Source organism: Paenibacillus montanisoli (assembly GCF_003268025.1).
In the GTDB taxonomy this organism is placed as follows: domain Bacteria; phylum Bacillota; class Bacilli; order Paenibacillales; family Paenibacillaceae; genus Paenibacillus_Z; species Paenibacillus_Z montanisoli.
In genome coordinates, this window is record NZ_QLUW01000005.1 from 25928 (window position 1) to 42536 (window position 16609).

Sequence of the window (16609 nt, forward strand, 5' to 3'; positions counted from 1 at the left end):
GTTACCATTCACCTACACTTTCAAGTACTTGCGCACCGACAAGGTGCTCCCCCAAATGCCGATCAAGGTGCCGAGGCCCAAGATCAGGACGGACACGGTATAGCCCGCATCCTTCAGCGTGACGAGCTTGATCATCATAAGGCCCAGCTCCACCTGCGACACCTCCACTAACCGCGAGTAGCCGACCAGCAGGAGCACAACGGTTACGACCGAGCCGAAACATCCGATCAGCGCTCCTTCGATGAAGAATGGCCAGCGGATAAAGTTGTTCGTCGCCCCGACCAGCTTCATAATGCCGATTTCGCGGCGGCGCGCAACAATCGTCGTTTTGATCGTGTTGGAGATCAGGAACATCGCGGTAACGCCAAGACCCGCCACAATAACGAGGCCGATGTTGCGGACGGCGTTCATGATTTTGAACAGCGATTCGACGGTGCCTTTGCCGTACTTCACGCTTGTAATGGGCGATGATTCGTCCGTCTTGCCGATCGCTTCGATCTGCTTGGCGGCGTAGGCGATCTTCTGCGGCTCGAATACCTCGACCGTAAAAGAATCCGGCAGCGGATTATTCGTTTGGTCGTAGCCTTCCAGCAGCTCCGCGCCATCTGCGCCCATGCTCTCCCGAAGGGCTTCCAGCCCCTTCTCTTTGGAAACAAACTCGATCTTGCTCACTTCCGGAATGTTGCCGATGGTGTTCTTAAGCTCGTTAATTTTCGCGTCATCCGTATTCAGCTGCAGGTACACCCGAATCTGCACCTGGCTTTCGATCTGATCCGCCAAATTGTTGACGTTCATCGCAAGCAGAAGGAAAGCCCCTAAAATAAAGAGCGAAATGATGATGGAGCTGACGGAGGCGAAGGTCATCCATCCGTTGCGCACAACATTCTTGACGCCTTCGCGAAGGTGGCGAACGAGGGTACTAAATTTCATAGCCGTACTCTCCTCTCACTTCATCGCGCACGATCGTGCCGTTCTCGATGGCGATGACGCGTTTGCGGAGCGTATTGACGATCTCTTTGTTATGCGTGGCCATAATGATCGTTGTGCCGCGGAAATTGATTTCTTCGAGCAAATTCATGATGCCCCACGAGGTTTCAGGGTCCAGGTTGCCCGTCGGCTCGTCCGCTACGATGACAGACGGATTGTTGACGATGGCGCGCGCAATGGCGACGCGCTGCTGCTCGCCGCCCGACAGCTGCTGAGGCAGGCTGCTATGCCTGCCTTTGAGGCCGACCAGCTCCAGCACCTCCATGGTCCGTTTCTTGATGACCCGGCGCGGCGCTTCGATAACCTCCATCGCAAACGCGATGTTCTCGTAGACGGTCAGCTTCGGCAGCAGGCGGTAATCTTGGAAAATAACGCCGATGTTGCGGCGGACATATGGAATTTTACGGGGCTTAAGCTTGCCGATGTTAAAGCCGTTTACGGAAATTTGGCCTTTCGTCGGAATTTCTTCGCGGTAGATGAGCTTCATGAAGGTGGATTTTCCGGCACCGGACGGGCCGACCAAGTAAACGAATTCATTGCGGTCTATTCGAACGGAAACGCCGCGAAGCGCATGGGTGCCGTCCGCGTACGTCTTCCAGATATCTTGCAATTCAATCACAATATCACATCCTGTAGGTAGTCAGCTTTTAACTATTCGACATGATTGCGGTAAATCCTCTACGAAAGTCCCGTTTTCTGCATATTTTCATATTTCTCTTGCGGCGTTTTGGAGCGTTTTGGCGGAATGAAACGTATATTTTTCGACAAAACTCCTGCAGCCGCCTGCCCGGTCGGTAGTCGGATAGATCGCTCTACATACGCTGATGGCAGAAATCGCGATCTCGGTGCATATACATGTAAGAATACAAGCTCCGAGGTGATGAACCTATGAAAACCAAACGGCTGCATGTGATATGGACCGTCGTTATCGCTTGCTTGCTGCTGGCCTCCGCCGGTTGGGGCGGCGTTTGGACGTATGCCTCTCAGCTTACGATTCCTAAGCGGGTGACGGTTGTCGTGGCGGGTAAAACGCCGGGTCAATCGCTGCATGGCGGCGCCGTGATTCCGATCGGCACGATGAGCGCAGAGGAAGCTAAGCAGATGCTGACAAGCCGGAAGCAGGCGCTGGAGCAGCTCTCCGTCACGATAAAGGGCGGTCCGGGGAAAGGCCAAACGAAAACATGGACGTTGTCCGAGCTCGGCCTGGCGGTCGATACGAAAGAAACCCTTGCGGCGATCGACCGGTTAGGCAGCGGCGATATATGGGCGAAAGCGAAATACCGCTGGCGTTTTCCGCAGCGGCTTGCGATCGGGGTGAGCTTCGATAAGGCGGTGTTCACGGGGAAGGTACGCAGCGAATGGGGCTGGATGGATGCCGGCGAGCCGGTGAACGCAACTCGCAAAATTACGGAGCAGGATAAGGTTGTCTATACCCCGCATCAAGATGCTTACCGGCTGGATACGGACCGCATGTATGCCTCGGCAGTAGCCGCCATTAACCGCACGATTGGCGGCGACTGGGGAACGGCGCCTACTGCGATGACTTGGCCGGTAGAGCTGCGCGTCGTGCATCCGAACGTCACGCTGCAGCGGCTGAAGGATGAAGGGATCGATCGGTTGATTACGTCGTTTACTACGGAGTTCAAGACGAGCGGTGTGGGCCGTGCCTACAACGTGACCGTGACGGCGAAGACGCTTCACGACTGGGAGCTCGCGCCCGGCGAAATCTTCGATTACGGCAAAATCATTTCGCTGACCAATGATAAGTACGGCTTCCGCGAAGCGCCCGTCATTCTGAACGGCGAGTTTGTGCCCGGCATCGGCGGCGGCATCTGCCAAGTCTCCAGCACGCTGTATAACGCTGCGCTGCTCGCCGGCCTTGACATGGTGGAGCGCCGGAACCATTCGCTGCCCGTCGCCTACCTGCCGCTTGGCCGGGATGCGACCTTTGCCGATGACGCCATCAACTTCCGCTTCAAGAACACGACCGGGAAACATCTTATTATCCGCACGGCCGTGAAGGACCGCGAGCTGACCGTGAAGCTGTTCGGCACGATGCCGAAGAATGTCAGCTACAGCCTTGAGTCCAAGACAGTCGCCACGGTCGTCCCGCCGGTGAAGGAAGTGCCCAAAGAGGATGTACTGCCGGGCGAGCGCCGGCTGATCGCGGAAGGCAAACCCGGCTTTATCGTCGAAACGTACCGCATCAAGCTCGAGGACGGCGCGCAAGTATCCCGCAAACGGATTTCGCGGGATACGTACAAGGCGCAGCCTGTCATGTATGCCGTGTCCAAAGAGGACGGGGCCGGCCAAGGCGGCGGTTCGAAGGAGGAGCAGCAGGAGCCGCTCCTGGAGGACGGCGTCGTTCAGTAGCCTAATGACAAAAGCCCGCTCTCCCAGCTGAAGGTTCAGCTGAAAGAACGGGCTTCTCTATGTGAGGCATGGCGATTATCTGCTGCGCTCGGCGTATTCCTCAACCCATGCCGCCGTTGCGGCCAGTTCCTGCTCCGCGCGGGCGATCGCTTCGGCGACTTGAGGCTTCGCCGTACCGCCGTACACGTTGCGGGCATTCACGACGTTCTCCGGCTGCAGCACCTCGTAGATGCGGTCGTCGAACAGCGTGGAGAACTGCTTGAACTCGTCGAGCGTCAGATCAAGCAGGTATTTGCCCTGCTGGATGCAGTACAGGACGGTTTTGCCGATGACTTCATGCGCTTGACGGAACGGCAGTCCTTTGCCGACGAGGAAGTCGGCGATGTCGGTCGCGTTCGAGAAGTCCTGGTTGACCGCTTGACGCATCCGGTCCTTGTTCACCTTCATCGTCGCCACCATCGGGGCGAACAATTGCAATGCGCCTTGCAGCGTACGGACCGTGTCGAACATGCCTTCCTTGTCTTCCTGCATGTCCTTGTTGTAGGCAAGCGGAAGCGACTTGAGCACGGTCAGCAGGCCGACCAGGTTGCCGTAAACGCGTCCCGTCTTCCCGCGGACAAGCTCCGGCACGTCCGGGTTCTTCTTCTGCGGCATGATGCTGCTGCCCGTGCAGAACGCATCGTCGAGCTCCACGAAGTTGAACTCGGTGCTCGACCACATGATGAACTCTTCGCTCAGGCGCGACAGATGCATCATGATGATCGACGCATGCGAGAGAAACTCCAGAATGAAATCGCGGTCGCTTACCGCGTCCAAGCTGTTCTCGTACACGCGGTCGAACTTCAGCTGGCTCGCCACGAAATGGCGGTCGATCGGGAACGTCGTTCCCGCCAGCGCGCCCGCACCGAGCGGCAGCGTATTGATCCGCTTATAGCTGTCCTGCAGACGCTCGATATCGCGGCCGAACATGGACACGTACGCCATCATATGGTGCGCGAACAGAATCGGCTGCGCCCGCTGCAGATGCGTGTAGCCCGGGATGATCGTGTCCAGGTTCGCGGAAGCCTGCTGCACGAGCGCGGCTTGCAGCTTCTGCAGCAGGTCGACGAACTCGACGACCCGCTTGCGGAGGTACAAGTGCATATCCGTCGCAACTTGGTCGTTCCGGCTGCGGCCGGTGTGCAGCTTGCCGCCGACCGGACCGACGTCGTCGATCAGCGTTTTCTCGATGTTCATATGGATGTCTTCATCGGCGATCGTGAACTCGATGTCGCCGCGCTTGATGCGCTGCATCACGCGGTGCAGGCCGTCCTGGATTTTCTCCACGTCGTCCGCCGGCAGAATCCCCTGCTTGCCCAGCATCGTCACGTGCGCGAGGCTGCCTTGAATGTCTTCTTCCGCGAGCTCTTTATCAAAAGTAATGGATGCCGTATATTCTTCAACCAGCTGGTCGGTCTTCTTGGTGAACCGGCCGCCCCATAATTTACTCACTCAGGTGCACTCCTTTATCGTTCGCTTGCGTTACTGCTTCTTGCTTTGCTCTACGCCGGCGGAAACCTTAAGACGCAGCGCGTTCAGGCGGATAAAGCCGGTTGCGTCGCCTTGATCGTACGCTTTGGACGGGTCGGCTTCCATCGTTGCGATGTCCGGGTTGTACAAGCTGACTGGGCTCTTCACGCCTGCGCCGATGACATTGCCTTTGTACAGCTTCAAGCGAACGACGCCCGTTACGTTCTTCTGGCTTTCGGCCACGAGCGCTTGCAGCGCAAGGCGCTCCGGCGCGAACCAGAAACCGTTATAGACGAGCGATGCGTATTTCGAGATCAGGGAATCGCGCAGGTGCATGACGTCGCGGTCCATCGTGAGCGACTCCATTTTGCGGTGGGCCGTGAACAAAATCGTGCCGCCCGGCGTCTCGTACACGCCGCGGCTCTTCATGCCGACGAAGCGGTTCTCGACCATATCGACGCGGCCGATGCCGTGCTTGCCGCCAAGCTCGTTGAGCTTCTCCATCACTTCAAGCGGGCTCAACGCTTTGCCGTTAACTGCGATGCAGTTGCCGGCTTCGAAGGTCAGCTCCACATATTCGGATTGATCCGGCGCATCTTCCGGCGAGACGGACAGTACGTACATGCCTTTGTTCTCGTCGCTGCTCGGATCGAACCAAGGATCCTCCAGCATGCCGCTCTCGAAGCTGATATGCAGCAGGTTGCGGTCCATCGAGTACGGCTTCGCCGCCGATGCTTGAACCGGGATGCCGTGTTTCTCCGCATATGCGATCATTTCGGCGCGGCCCGGGAACTGCTCGCGGAACTCTTCGATGCGCCACGGAGCGATAACGGCGATGTCCGGAGCAAGCGCTGCGGCCGTCAGCTCGAAACGCACTTGGTCGTTGCCTTTGCCCGTTGCGCCGTGCGCGATCGCCGTTGCGCCTTCGGCGCGGGCGATATCCACCATGCGCTTCGCGATCAGCGGACGCGCAATGGAAGTACCGAGCAAGTATTGGCCTTCATAGAGAGCGCCGGATTGGAACATCGGATAAATAAAGTCTTGCGCAAACTCGTCGCGCAGGTCGTCGATGTACACCTTCGATGCGCCTGTCGCCAGCGCTTTGGCCTCCAGGCCGTCCAATTCATCCTTCTGGCCGATGTCTGCCGTGAATGCGATAATTTCCGCGTCATACGTTTCTTTAAGCCATTTTAAAATTACGGACGTATCCAGACCGCCCGAGTATGCCAGCACGATTTTTTCCTTTGCCATGATTTCTTCCTACACTCCCTATTCTAAATATGGATAAGTCCGCTTCCGGGCCCTGTTCCTGTTTCTGTCTGCTGCTACATAATCGCAGCCATGATCGCTTTTTGCGCGTGCAGCCGGTTCTCCGCTTGATCGAAAATAATCGATTGCTTGCCGTCAATGACGCCTTCGCTCACTTCTTCTCCGCGGTGTGCCGGCAGGCAGTGCATGAACAGATAGTCTTTCTTCGCATAGCGCACCAGGTCTTCGTTCACTTGATAGTTGGCAAAAGCAAGCTCGCGTTCTTTCTGCTCTGCCTCAAAGCCCATGCTCGCCCATACATCCGTATAGACGATGTCCGCTTCCGCAATCGCTTCCTTCGGATCGCGGCAAATTTGGATGCGCGAGCCCGTTTCGGACGCGTTCTCTTTCGCCATGCGCACGATGTCCCCATCCGGCTCGTAACCCTCCGGCGTTGCCACCGACATGTGCATGCCCAGCTTCGCTGCGCCCATCAAGAGCGAGTGCACCATGTTGTTGCCGTCGCCGATATAGGCGACTTTGAGGCCTTCCAAGCGGCCCTTATGCTCCAGCACCGTCTGGTAGTCGCACAGCGCTTGGCATGGATGCGACAGATCGGTAAGGCCGTTAATGACCGGCACCGTTGCCGCGCGAGCCAGCTCAATAACGGTACGATGCGCAAAAGTACGGATCATCATGCCGTCGAGATAACGGGACAGCGTTTGAGCCGTATCCGAAATCGTCTCGCCGCGGCCGATTTGCAGGTCGTTGCGGCTGAGGAACAGCGCTTGGCCGCCCAGCTGGTACATGCCGACCTCGAAGGAAACGCGCGTACGCGTGGAGGATTTTTCAAAAATCATGCCGAGCGTCTTGCCCTTCAGCGGGTGATAAAATTCCCCTGCTTTCTGCTTGCGCTTGAGCTCGATCGCTAGATCGATCAGATAGCGCACTTCCGCCGGCGTATAATCACCGAGTCCGATAAAGTCGCGGCCCTTAAGGCTGACCGCTATTTCTTCCGTCAATAATTGTGACATATGGGTCGTTCTCCTTTCTTTCTACAGCTGCGCAGGAGCCGTTTGATCCGCGAAAATCGAGGTCAGAATGCTCACCGCTTGATCGATTTCTTCCTTTGAAACAAGCAGGCTAGGCAGCAAACGGACCACTTCCGGACCTGCCGTCACCACTAGCAAGCCGCGCTTCTGGCCTTCGGCAACGATATGAGCAACCGGGCCGCTGCAGACAATGCCGATCATAAGGCCCTTGCCGCGAATGTCCTTCACGAACGGGTTGCCGGCCAGCTTCTCGCGCAGCTGCGCGCTCAAGTATTCGCCGCTCTCCGCCGCACGCTCCACCGCTTTTTCGCTCAAAATCGTTTCAATCGTCGCTTTAACCGCAGCCGTAGCGATCGGCGTGCCGCCAAAGGTTGAACCGTGGCTGCCTGCCGTAAACGCTTCGATCAGCTCGCCCTTCGCCAGCATCGCGCCGACCGGGAAGCCGCTTCCGAGCCCTTTCGCGAGGGTAAAAATGTCCGGCTCGATGCCATAGTGCTCGAACGCGAACATCTTGCCCGTACGGCCCATGCCGGTTTGAATCTCATCTATGATCAGGAGCAATCCGCGCTCCTTGCAAAGCTTCGCGATGTGCTGCACGAATGCCGGCTCGACCGGAATGACGCCGCCTTCGGCTTGAATCATTTCGATCATGATCGCAGCCGTCTTATCGGAGATCGCCGCTTCCAACGCCTCGATATCATGCAGCGGAATATAGCGGAACCCTTCCGGCAGCGGGCCGAAGCCTTCCTTGACCTTCTCTTGGCCGGTCGCCGTCAGCGTGGCAAGCGTTCTGCCGTGGAAGGATTGGGCGAACGTAATGATTTCGTTGCGGCCGTTCCCCTTCACCTTCTGATGGTAACGGCGGGCGAGCTTAATCGCCGCTTCGTTGGCTTCCGCGCCGGAGTTGCAGAAGAACACCGCTTCCGCATGGCTGTTGTCGGTCAGCAGTTTAGCCGCCGCTTCCTGGTTCGGAATGTGAAACAGATTGGATACATGCCACAGCTCATCGAGCTGCCGCTTCAGCGCTTCCTTCACTTGCTTCGGCGCGTGGCCGAGATTCGTCACGGCCAGGCCGCACATGAAATCCAAATATTTATTGCCCTTGTCGTCCCACAGCCAGCTGCCTTCGCCCTTCACCAGCGCGATCGGATATCTGGCATACGTCGGAAAAAGCGAGCTGACTGCCGCTTCACTGCCTTTGTTCATATCGCTCATCATTCGTTCACCCCGCTAAATATTAAGATTGTATAATTCTTGTCCCGATGCCGCCTTCGAGCACCGCTTTGCTGAGCACGCCCGGCACGTCGCCGCTCACGATGACGACCTCCTTGACGCGTCCTTGAATGCAAGCGATAGCCGCGCGCACTTTCGGGATCATACCGCCATAGATTTCGCCGCTTGCGATCATCGCTTCGATTTCTTCCACCGTTGCGGTAGGCAGCACCTGCTTCTCGCCGTCCACCGTCTTCAAGATGCCAGGCACGTCGGTCACGACGATCATTTGCTCGACGCCGAGATGCGAGGCGACCGCGCCGGCCGCCGTATCCGCGTTGATGTTATAGCGCTGCCCTGCGGCGTCAATGCCGATCGGCGCTATAACCGGAATGTAGCCCATGCCCATAACGCCTTCGACGATCGCGGCGTTTACGTCCGTGACGTCGCCGACGAAGCCGATCTCGTCCGCGTTCGCCACCGGCTTCGCCTGAATAAGCGCTCCGTCCACGCCGGACAGCCCGAGCGCTTTCGCGCCGCCTTGGCCGATGCGGCGGACGATCTCCTTGTTGATGCGTCCCGCCAGCACCATCTCCACGACATCGAGCACTTCGTCGCTCGTTTTGCGCAAGCCGTTTACAAACTCGCTCGCGATGCCGAGCTTACCGAGCGTATCGGAGATCGCCGGGCCGCCGCCGTGCACGATGACCGGCTTCACGCCGCGCTCCTGCAGGCTCCGCAAATCCTCGAAAAAAGAAGCCGGCAGCGCCGCAAGCGTGCTGCCTCCGCATTTCATCACAAACCGCTGTTCCATAGGTTCCCGTTCGTTCCCTTCGTCCCCTGTTCTATAAGAACGGCCTCCTATGCGGGGGCCGCGAATTGCAATTAAGTCCGGTATGCCGCGTTAATGCGAACGTAGTCGTAAGTCAAGTCGCAGCCCCAAGCGGTTGCCGTGCCTTCGCCCATGTGCAGATCCACGTGAATGACGACGGTATCGCCCTTCAAGTAAGCGAGCGCCGCGTCCTCGTCAAACGGAATCGGCCGCGAATGCGTCAGCGTCACGATGTCGCCGAGCGCGATGTCGACCGTCTCCGGGTTGACCGGAACGCCTGCGCGTCCGACCGCCGCAATGATCCGGCCCCAGTTCGCGTCCGCGCCGAACACGGCCGATTTCACGAGCGACGAGCCGATGACCGTCTTCGCGATCGCTTGCGCCGCCTCGTTCGAAACCGCGCCGCGCACCTGCACCTCGACGAGCTTCGTTGCGCCTTCGCCGTCGCGGGCAATCGCCTTGGCTAGCACCTCGCACACATAGCGCAGGCCGTCCGCGAATGCCGCGTAATCCGGGTGTCCCGCATGCAGCTCTTCGTTGCCTGCAAAACCGCTCGCCATGGCGACCAGCATGTCGTTCGTGCTCGTGTCGCCGTCAACCGTGATCATGTTGAACGTGACGTCCGTCACTTGGCGCAGAAGCTTCTGCAGCTCTTCGCTCCCGATCGCCGCATCCGTCGTCACGAAACCGAGCATCGTCGCCATGTTCGGGTGAATCATCCCGCTTCCCTTCGAAGCGCCGGCAATATGTACGACCTTGCCGTCAATCGTAACGGAGACGCACACTTCCTTCTTCACGAGATCCGTCGTTAAAATCGCTTGGCAGAAGTCATCCGCCGCCTCGTAAGAAGCGCCCAGCCGCACCGGAAGCTCCGCAATGCCGCCGCGAACGCGGTCCATCTTCAGCAGCTCGCCGATGACGCCGGTCGATGCGACCGCCACCTGCTCTGCCGGCACGCCGATCGCTTCGGCGAATGCGCTGCGCATCTCATACGCATCGGCATCGCCTTGCTTGCCCGTGCACGCGTTGGCGTTGCCGCTGTTCACGATGACCGCGCGCAGCTTGCCGCCCGCGCCGATGCTTTCGCGCGTCACCTGAATCGGCGCCGCCTGAAATACGTTCGTCGTGTAAACGCCCGCCGCCGCCGCAGGCACCTCGCATACGATGGCGCCAAGGTCATGGCGCGTCGTCTTCTTCAAGCCGCAGTGCAATCCGCCGGCTATAAAGCCTTTAGGCGTCGTAACGGAGCCTTCCGGCACGACGGTATAGGTTGGTGCTGTGTTCCCCATTTTTCTATCGCGTCTCCTTCATCACGGTGGTGGAAGCTATATATTTACGGATACATTGGAACGAAGTTAAGGCCCAGCGTTTCGTCCCAGCCCATCATGAGGTTCAAGTTCTGAATGGCTTGCCCTGCGGCGCCTTTTACCAGGTTGTCGATGACCGAAATGATCGTCACGCGGCCCGTGCGCTCGTCGACGGAAAAGCCGATATCGCAGTAGTTCGAGCCCGATACTTCCTTGGTGGACGGCCAAATGCCGTTGCCGCGGACGCGGACGAACTTACGGCCTTCATAATAGTTGCGGTAGAGCGAAATGAAGTCCTCGGTGCCATGGCCGCCTTGCACCGTCGCATAGATCGTGCTCATAATGCCTCGCGTCATCGGGACCAAATGGGTCGTAAACGTCGTCAGCACCTTTTGGCCGGCCACGTCCGAGAGCACCTGCTCGATTTCCGGAATATGCTGATGCTTATTGATCTTATAAGCTTTGAAATTTTCGTTGAGCTCCGAGTAATGCGTGCCGAGGCTCGCGCCGCGGCCTGCGCCGGATACGCCCGACTTGGCATCGATAATGATCGTCGACAGATCGATGAAGCCTGCCTTCACGGCCGGAATGAGGCCAAGCAGCGCAGAGGTCGGGAAGCAGCCCGGATTGGAAACGAAATCGATGCCTCGCACCGATTCGCCATACACCTCGGAGAGGCCGTATACCGCTTGATCGAGGTACTGCTGCTCCGCAGGCTCCTTTTTGTACCAAGTCTCGTACTCGCTGCGAGATTTAAGCCGGTGGTCGCCGGAAATGTCAATCACCTTAAGCCCTTCCGCCAATAGCGAAGGGATCAGCTTGGTAGCGATGCCCGGAGGCGTTGCCAGAAATACGACATCGGCTTTGCTTCGAATCAAAGCCGGATCGACGTCGTCCAATATATCGGTACGAATCTCGGTCAAATGCGGGTAGCCCTCCGCGATCGGGGCGCCTGCGGTAGAGGACGAAATGACGGATGTCACTTCAACCTGCGGGTGGCTGGCCAGAAGCCGGATGAGCTCCACGCCGCCGTAACCCGTTGATCCGATAATCGCTGCTTTTACTGTTTGGTTCATATCCGTTCTCTCCCATCCATTTCCTTTCTAGCTATCCATTTTACACGATCAGATGGACAGAGGAAATAGTCAACACTTTGTATTATTATACATACGTATTCATAATAATTCAACGGCTATTTGAAGCTATTTTAAGCCAGCTGAAACCCTTCTCCGAGCACCTCTGCCGTGTCGCTAATGATGACGAACGCATCCGGGTCCGCCGCCTTTACGAGGCCCTTCAGCTTCGACACCTCGCCTTGTCCGACGACGACCATCAGCACGTTGCGCGCCTCGCCCGTATACCCGCCATGCCCGTCCAATTTCGTCAAGCCGCGGTCCAGATCATGAAGCACCACCTGCGTGATCTCCTCCGGCCGATCGGTAATGACGAAAGCGACCTTAGAGGTCGCCAAGCCCGTCTGCACAAAATCGATCGTCTTGCTTGTGACGAACAAGCCGACCAGCGCATACAGCGCATTCTCCGGCGCAATCAGGATCCCCGCGGCCGCAATGACGAAGCCGTCGAAGCAGGCCACCGCCAAGCCGAGCCGCACGCCCGTGAACCGGTGCAGCAGCTGCGCCGCCAAATCGAGGCCGCCGGTAGAAGCCCTGCCGCGGAAGACGAGGCCAAGGCCAGCGCCTACGCCGATCCCCCCGTAAATGGAAGCGAGCATCGCGTTGTTCGTTGGCGGCGACCAATCCGAGGTGAGAAGGACAAATAGCGGCAAGATAAAGGAGCCTAACGCCGTTTTCAGCGCAAAGCGCTTGCCGAGCAGCCACAAGCCGAGCAGAAACAGCGGCACATTCAGCGCCCATTGCGTATATGCCGGCGGAATGCCCCACACATGATTCACTAAGATGGATATGCCCGAGACACCCCCGGACGCGATGCCGAGCGGCACCAAAAACATGTTGAAGCTAATCGCAATCAGAAACGCCCCGATGAGCAGCAGGGCAACGCTTAGCGCTGCCTCTGTCTTCGGACCCGGCGGTTTCCGCAGTCTTCGATTTTCTTTATGTACGTCTTGCTTACTCATAGTTGTCCCGTCCTTTATTCTCGATGCTCAAGCGACTTGAGTCGTCCGATACTTGCTTAGATGTTTACAAAAAAGAGTTCCAACACCTACTAGTGTTGGAACTCTTACTCCTCGCTATGCGTCCTCGCTTAGCCTTGTTGCTCTTCGTGCCGGATCTTGCTGCGCAAGTAACCGTCGATAAACATATCCAGGTCGCCGTCCATTACGGCGCCGACGTTGCCCGTTTCCACCGAGGTGCGATGGTCCTTGACCATGCTGTACGGGTGGAAGACGTAGGAGCGGATTTGGCTGCCCCATGCAATATCGGACTGCTCGCCGCGAATTTCGGCCAGGTGCTTCTGCTGCTCCTCGATCTTGCGCTCGTAGAGCTTGGATCGCAGCATCTGCATCGCGCGCTCGCGGTTCTGAATCTGCGAACGCTGCGTCTGGCAGGAGACGACGATCCCGGTCGGAACGTGCGTAATCCGGATAGCAGACTCCGTCTTGTTGACGTGCTGGCCGCCGGCGCCGCTCGCCCGGTACGTATCGACCTTGAGATCCTCGGTGCGGATTTCAATCTCGATATCGTCATCGATCTCCGGCATAATGTCGCAGGAGACGAAGGAGGTATGGCGTCGTCCCGACGCGTCGAACGGGGAAATCCGCACGAGGCGGTGAACGCCTTTCTCGGATTTCAAATACCCGTAAGCATTGTGCCCCTTGATGGAGATCGTGACGCTCTTGATGCCCGCCTCGTCGCCCGCCAAGTAATCAAGCAGCTCGACTTTAAAGCCGCGCTTCTCTGCCCAACGGGTGTACATCCGGTACAGCATCTGGCCCCAGTCTTGCGACTCTGTGCCGCCGGCGCCGGGATGCAGCTCCAAAATGGCATTCAGTCGGTCGTACGGCTCGCTGAGCAGCAGCTGCAGTTCGAATTCGCTTACCTTGCCGACCAGCTCTGCGACGCCGCGCGTCAGATCCGCCTCAAGCGCTTCATCGTCGCCTTCCTCTTCCGCCAGCTCCAGCATCACTTGCAGATCTTCCTGCTCGCTCTGCATCCGATCGAATTGATCGACGACGGATTTGACGGCATTCAGCTCCGCGATGGTGCTTTGCGCGCGGTCGTTGTCATCCCAAAAATCCGGCGCGCTCATTTTTTCCTCGAAGTTGAGAATCATCTCCTGCTTGAGGTCTAAGTCAAAGAGACCCCCTGAGCTCTTGGAGACGCTTCGCCATTTCACGCAGGTCTTGCTTCACCGTTATATCGATCATGACTATCGCTTCACCTCAAAATGAACTTCGTTGCCCTACCTTATGCAGCGGACAGGCTTATTGTCCGTGGCACTGCTTATATTTCTTGCCGCTGCCGCATGGGCACGGATCGTTGCGGCGTACGCGCTCTTCCTTGCGTACCGGGCGCTTCTGCTGCATTTCGCTGCTGCCGCCGGATTCCGTTTGGCCTTTGGCTACCTCTTGGCGCTCCAGGTTGCTCTCCACGTGCGCTTTCATGATATACTTCGAGACTTCTTCCTGGATGTGCTCGATCATTTCCTTGAACATCTCGAAGCCTTCGAATTGATACTCGCGCAGCGGATCGGTACCGCCGTATGCACGGAGATGGATGCCTTGGCGCAATTGATCCATCGCGTCGATGTGATCCATCCACTTGCTGTCTACCGCGCGCAGCACGACAACTTTCTCGAATTCGCGCATCGTTTCCGAGCCGATTTCGGCTTCGCGCTGATCGTACAGGCCGATGACCTTCTCAAGCAGGAAGTCGATGATTTCATTCGGCTCCTTGCCCCATAGGTCGTCCTTTGTGATCATGTCTTCGTTCAGGAAGTTGCCTTCCGCATAATCGACGATCTCTTGAAGCTCCCAGTTCTCCGGAACCTCTTCGGACGGGCAATGTGCTTCCACGATCTTCGTAACGACCGGCTTGATCATCTCAAGCACGATTTCGCGGATGTTCTCGGAGAAGAGCACTTCGCGGCGCTGCTTGTAGATGATTTCACGCTGTTGGTTCATAACGTCGTCGTATTGGAGAACGATTTTACGCTGATCGAAGTTCGTGCCCTCTACGCGCTTCTGAGCGGATTCGATCGCACGGGAGATCAGACGGCTCTCGATCGGCTGATCCTCTTCGAAGCCCAGACGCTCCATCATGCCCATGATGTTCTCCGAGCCGAAACGGCGCATGAGATCATCTTCGAGAGACAGGTAGAACTGCGAGGAGCCCGGGTCGCCCTGACGGCCGGCACGACCGCGCAGCTGGTTGTCGATCCGGCGGCTCTCATGGCGCTCCGTACCGATAATGTGCAGACCGCCAAGCCCCTCCACCAATTCGCCAAGCAAAATATCCGTACCGCGGCCCGCCATGTTCGTCGCGATCGTTACCGAGCCAGACTGGCCCGCGCGCGAAATGATTTCCGCTTCTTCCGCGTGATACTTCGCATTCAGTACCTTGTGCTGGATGCCCTTCTTCTTCAGCATCTCGGACAGCTTCTCCGAGTTCTCGATGGATACCGTACCTACGAGCACCGGCTGATTGTTTTTATGGCGCTGGACGATTTCTTCGACGACCGCCTTAAACTTGCCGTTTTCGGTTTTGTAGACGACATCCGCGATGTCGTTACGGACATTTTTACGGTTCGTCGGCACTGTGATGACCTCGAGACCGTAAATTTTCTTAAACTCTTCTTCCTCTGTCTTCGCCGTACCGGTCATCCCGGACAGCTTGCGGTACATCCGGAAGTAGTTCTGGAACGTAATCGTTGCGAGCGTCATGCTCTCGTTCTGAACCTTGATCTGTTCCTTCGCTTCGATCGCTTGGTGCAAGCCGTCGCTGTAGCGGCGGCCGGCCATCAGACGGCCCGTGAATTCGTCGACGATGACGACCTCGTCTTCTTGAACCACGTAGTCCACGTCGCGTTTCATAATAACATGCGCCTTCAGCGCTTGTTGAATGTGATGGTTGAGCAGCACGTTCGCATGGTCGAACAGGTTCTCGATGCCGAACGCTTTCTCGGCTTTCTCTACCCCTGCATCGGTCAGCGTAACGGAACGCATCTTAATATCTACCGTGAAATCTTCTTCTTCCTTCAAGCGGCTTGCGAACCGGTCCGCAGCAAAATACAGCTCCGTCGATTTCGCAGCCTGACCCGAGATAATGAGCGGTGTACGGGCTTCATCCACGAGAATGGAATCCACTTCGTCAATGATGGCATAGAAAAGCGGGCGCTGTACCATTTGCTCCTTGTAGAGAACCATGTTATCGCGCAAATAGTCAAAGCCGAACTCATTGTTCGTTCCATATGTGATGTCGCATGCATAAGCTTCTTGCTTCTGCTCATGTGTGAGGCCATGCAGGTTGCATCCGACCGTTAATCCCAAAAAGGTATAGATCTGACCCATTTGCTCGCTATCGCGCGTAGCCAAGTAGTCATTGACGGTAACGACATGGACACCTTTGCCTTGCAACGCGTTCAAATAAACGGCCAGCGTTGCAACCAGTGTCTTACCTTCACCGGTTTTCATCTCGGCGATTTGCCCTTCATGCAGCACCATGCCGCCGATCAGCTGCACATCATAGTGCCGCTTGTCCAGCACGCGCTTCGATGCCTCGCGGCAGACCGCGAACGCCTCAGGAAGCAAGCTGTCGATATCTTCTCCTTTTTCAAGGCGGGCTTTAAATTCTGCCGTTTTCTCCCGAAGCCCCTCATCCGACAGCTTCGAAATTTCCGGCTCCAGGCCGTTAATTTCCTCTACGGTACGCATAAGACGCTTAATCTCACGTTCATTGGCGTCTCCGAATAATTTCTTTACAAGTCCGAGCATGGTCTTCCCCTTTCGTCTGTTACGCCTTATTGCATAAATTGTAACAGTTTGCGGCAGTTACCGCAATGTTACTCCCCTTAGGGAGAAGCTGGGATGACGCCTCAAACCCTTGGAAAGTCTGTACAATTTGTATACTGCTGAGCCTGCCGTCTCCAAGACATTCCACTTTGAGCCGTCT

General features: G+C 57.1%; 13 protein-coding genes. 1 reads left to right on the forward strand and 12 read right to left on the reverse strand.

Translation table 11 applies throughout. The features are described from left to right. Window positions 1-12: 12 nt before the first annotated feature. Complete coding sequence (gene ftsX, locus DL346_RS22800) at window positions 13-930, reverse strand: permease-like cell division protein FtsX (protein ID WP_112884701.1); 918 nt, start codon at window positions 928-930, stop codon at window positions 13-15. Next, entirely contained in the window at window positions 920-1606 is a 687-nt protein-coding gene (gene ftsE / locus DL346_RS22805; RefSeq protein ID WP_112884702.1) for a cell division ATP-binding protein FtsE, read from the reverse strand. The genes ftsX and ftsE overlap by 11 nt, the downstream gene beginning before the upstream one ends. A gap of 269 nt (window positions 1607-1875) precedes the next feature. On the opposite strand from ftsE, the gene DL346_RS22810 reads away from it, so the two are divergent. Further along, a complete protein-coding gene (locus DL346_RS22810; RefSeq protein ID WP_112884703.1) occupies window positions 1876-3360 on the forward strand; it encodes a VanW family protein in 1485 nt (494 codons plus the stop codon). A gap of 75 nt (window positions 3361-3435) precedes the next feature. Here DL346_RS22810 and argH read toward each other — a convergent pair whose 3' ends face one another. The 10 genes from argH to secA form a co-directional block, all read right to left on the reverse strand. After that, entirely contained in the window at window positions 3436-4851 is a 1416-nt protein-coding gene (gene argH / locus DL346_RS22815; RefSeq protein ID WP_112884704.1) for an argininosuccinate lyase, read from the reverse strand. Window positions 4852-4881: 30 nt separating this feature from the next. Next, window positions 4882-6120 (reverse strand): argininosuccinate synthase, encoded by a 1239-nt coding sequence (locus DL346_RS22820; protein WP_112884705.1) that lies wholly within the window; start codon window positions 6118-6120, stop codon window positions 4882-4884. Window positions 6121-6194: 74 nt separating this feature from the next. Beyond that, complete coding sequence (argF, locus tag DL346_RS22825) at window positions 6195-7151, reverse strand: ornithine carbamoyltransferase (RefSeq protein WP_112884706.1); 957 nt, start codon at window positions 7149-7151, stop codon at window positions 6195-6197. Between the two features lie 21 nt (window positions 7152-7172). Then, window positions 7173-8384, reverse strand: a complete 1212-nt coding sequence (locus DL346_RS22830) for an acetylornithine transaminase (protein WP_420849600.1) — start codon at window positions 8382-8384, stop codon at window positions 7173-7175. Window positions 8385-8406: 22 nt separating this feature from the next. Next, the gene (gene argB, locus DL346_RS22835; protein ID WP_112884707.1) at window positions 8407-9195 is read right to left on the reverse strand and encodes an acetylglutamate kinase; all 789 of its coding nucleotides are present in this window, start codon (window positions 9193-9195) and stop codon (window positions 8407-8409) included. Between the two features lie 71 nt (window positions 9196-9266). Further along, entirely contained in the window at window positions 9267-10502 is a 1236-nt protein-coding gene (argJ, locus tag DL346_RS22840; protein ID WP_112884708.1) for a bifunctional ornithine acetyltransferase/N-acetylglutamate synthase, read from the reverse strand. Between the two features lie 44 nt (window positions 10503-10546). Then, window positions 10547-11596 (reverse strand): N-acetyl-gamma-glutamyl-phosphate reductase, encoded by a 1050-nt coding sequence (gene argC, locus DL346_RS22845; protein ID WP_112884709.1) that lies wholly within the window; start codon window positions 11594-11596, stop codon window positions 10547-10549. Between the two features lie 131 nt (window positions 11597-11727). Then, window positions 11728-12615 carry a YitT family protein gene (locus DL346_RS22850; RefSeq protein WP_112884710.1) on the reverse strand — a complete coding sequence of 296 codons (888 nt, stop codon included), beginning with the start codon at window positions 12613-12615 and terminating at the stop codon, window positions 11728-11730. 128 nt (window positions 12616-12743) lie between these two features. Beyond that, window positions 12744-13866, reverse strand: a protein-coding gene (gene prfB / locus DL346_RS22855; protein ID WP_112884711.1) for a peptide chain release factor 2 whose coding sequence is annotated in 2 segments (ribosomal slippage) — window positions 12744-13793 and window positions 13795-13866 — 1122 coding nt in all. Because the reading frame shifts where the segments join, the coding sequence is not laid out codon by codon here. A gap of 57 nt (window positions 13867-13923) precedes the next feature. Continuing rightward, entirely contained in the window at window positions 13924-16431 is a 2508-nt protein-coding gene (gene secA, locus DL346_RS22860; protein WP_112884712.1) for a preprotein translocase subunit SecA, read from the reverse strand. Window positions 16432-16609 lie beyond the last annotated feature (178 nt).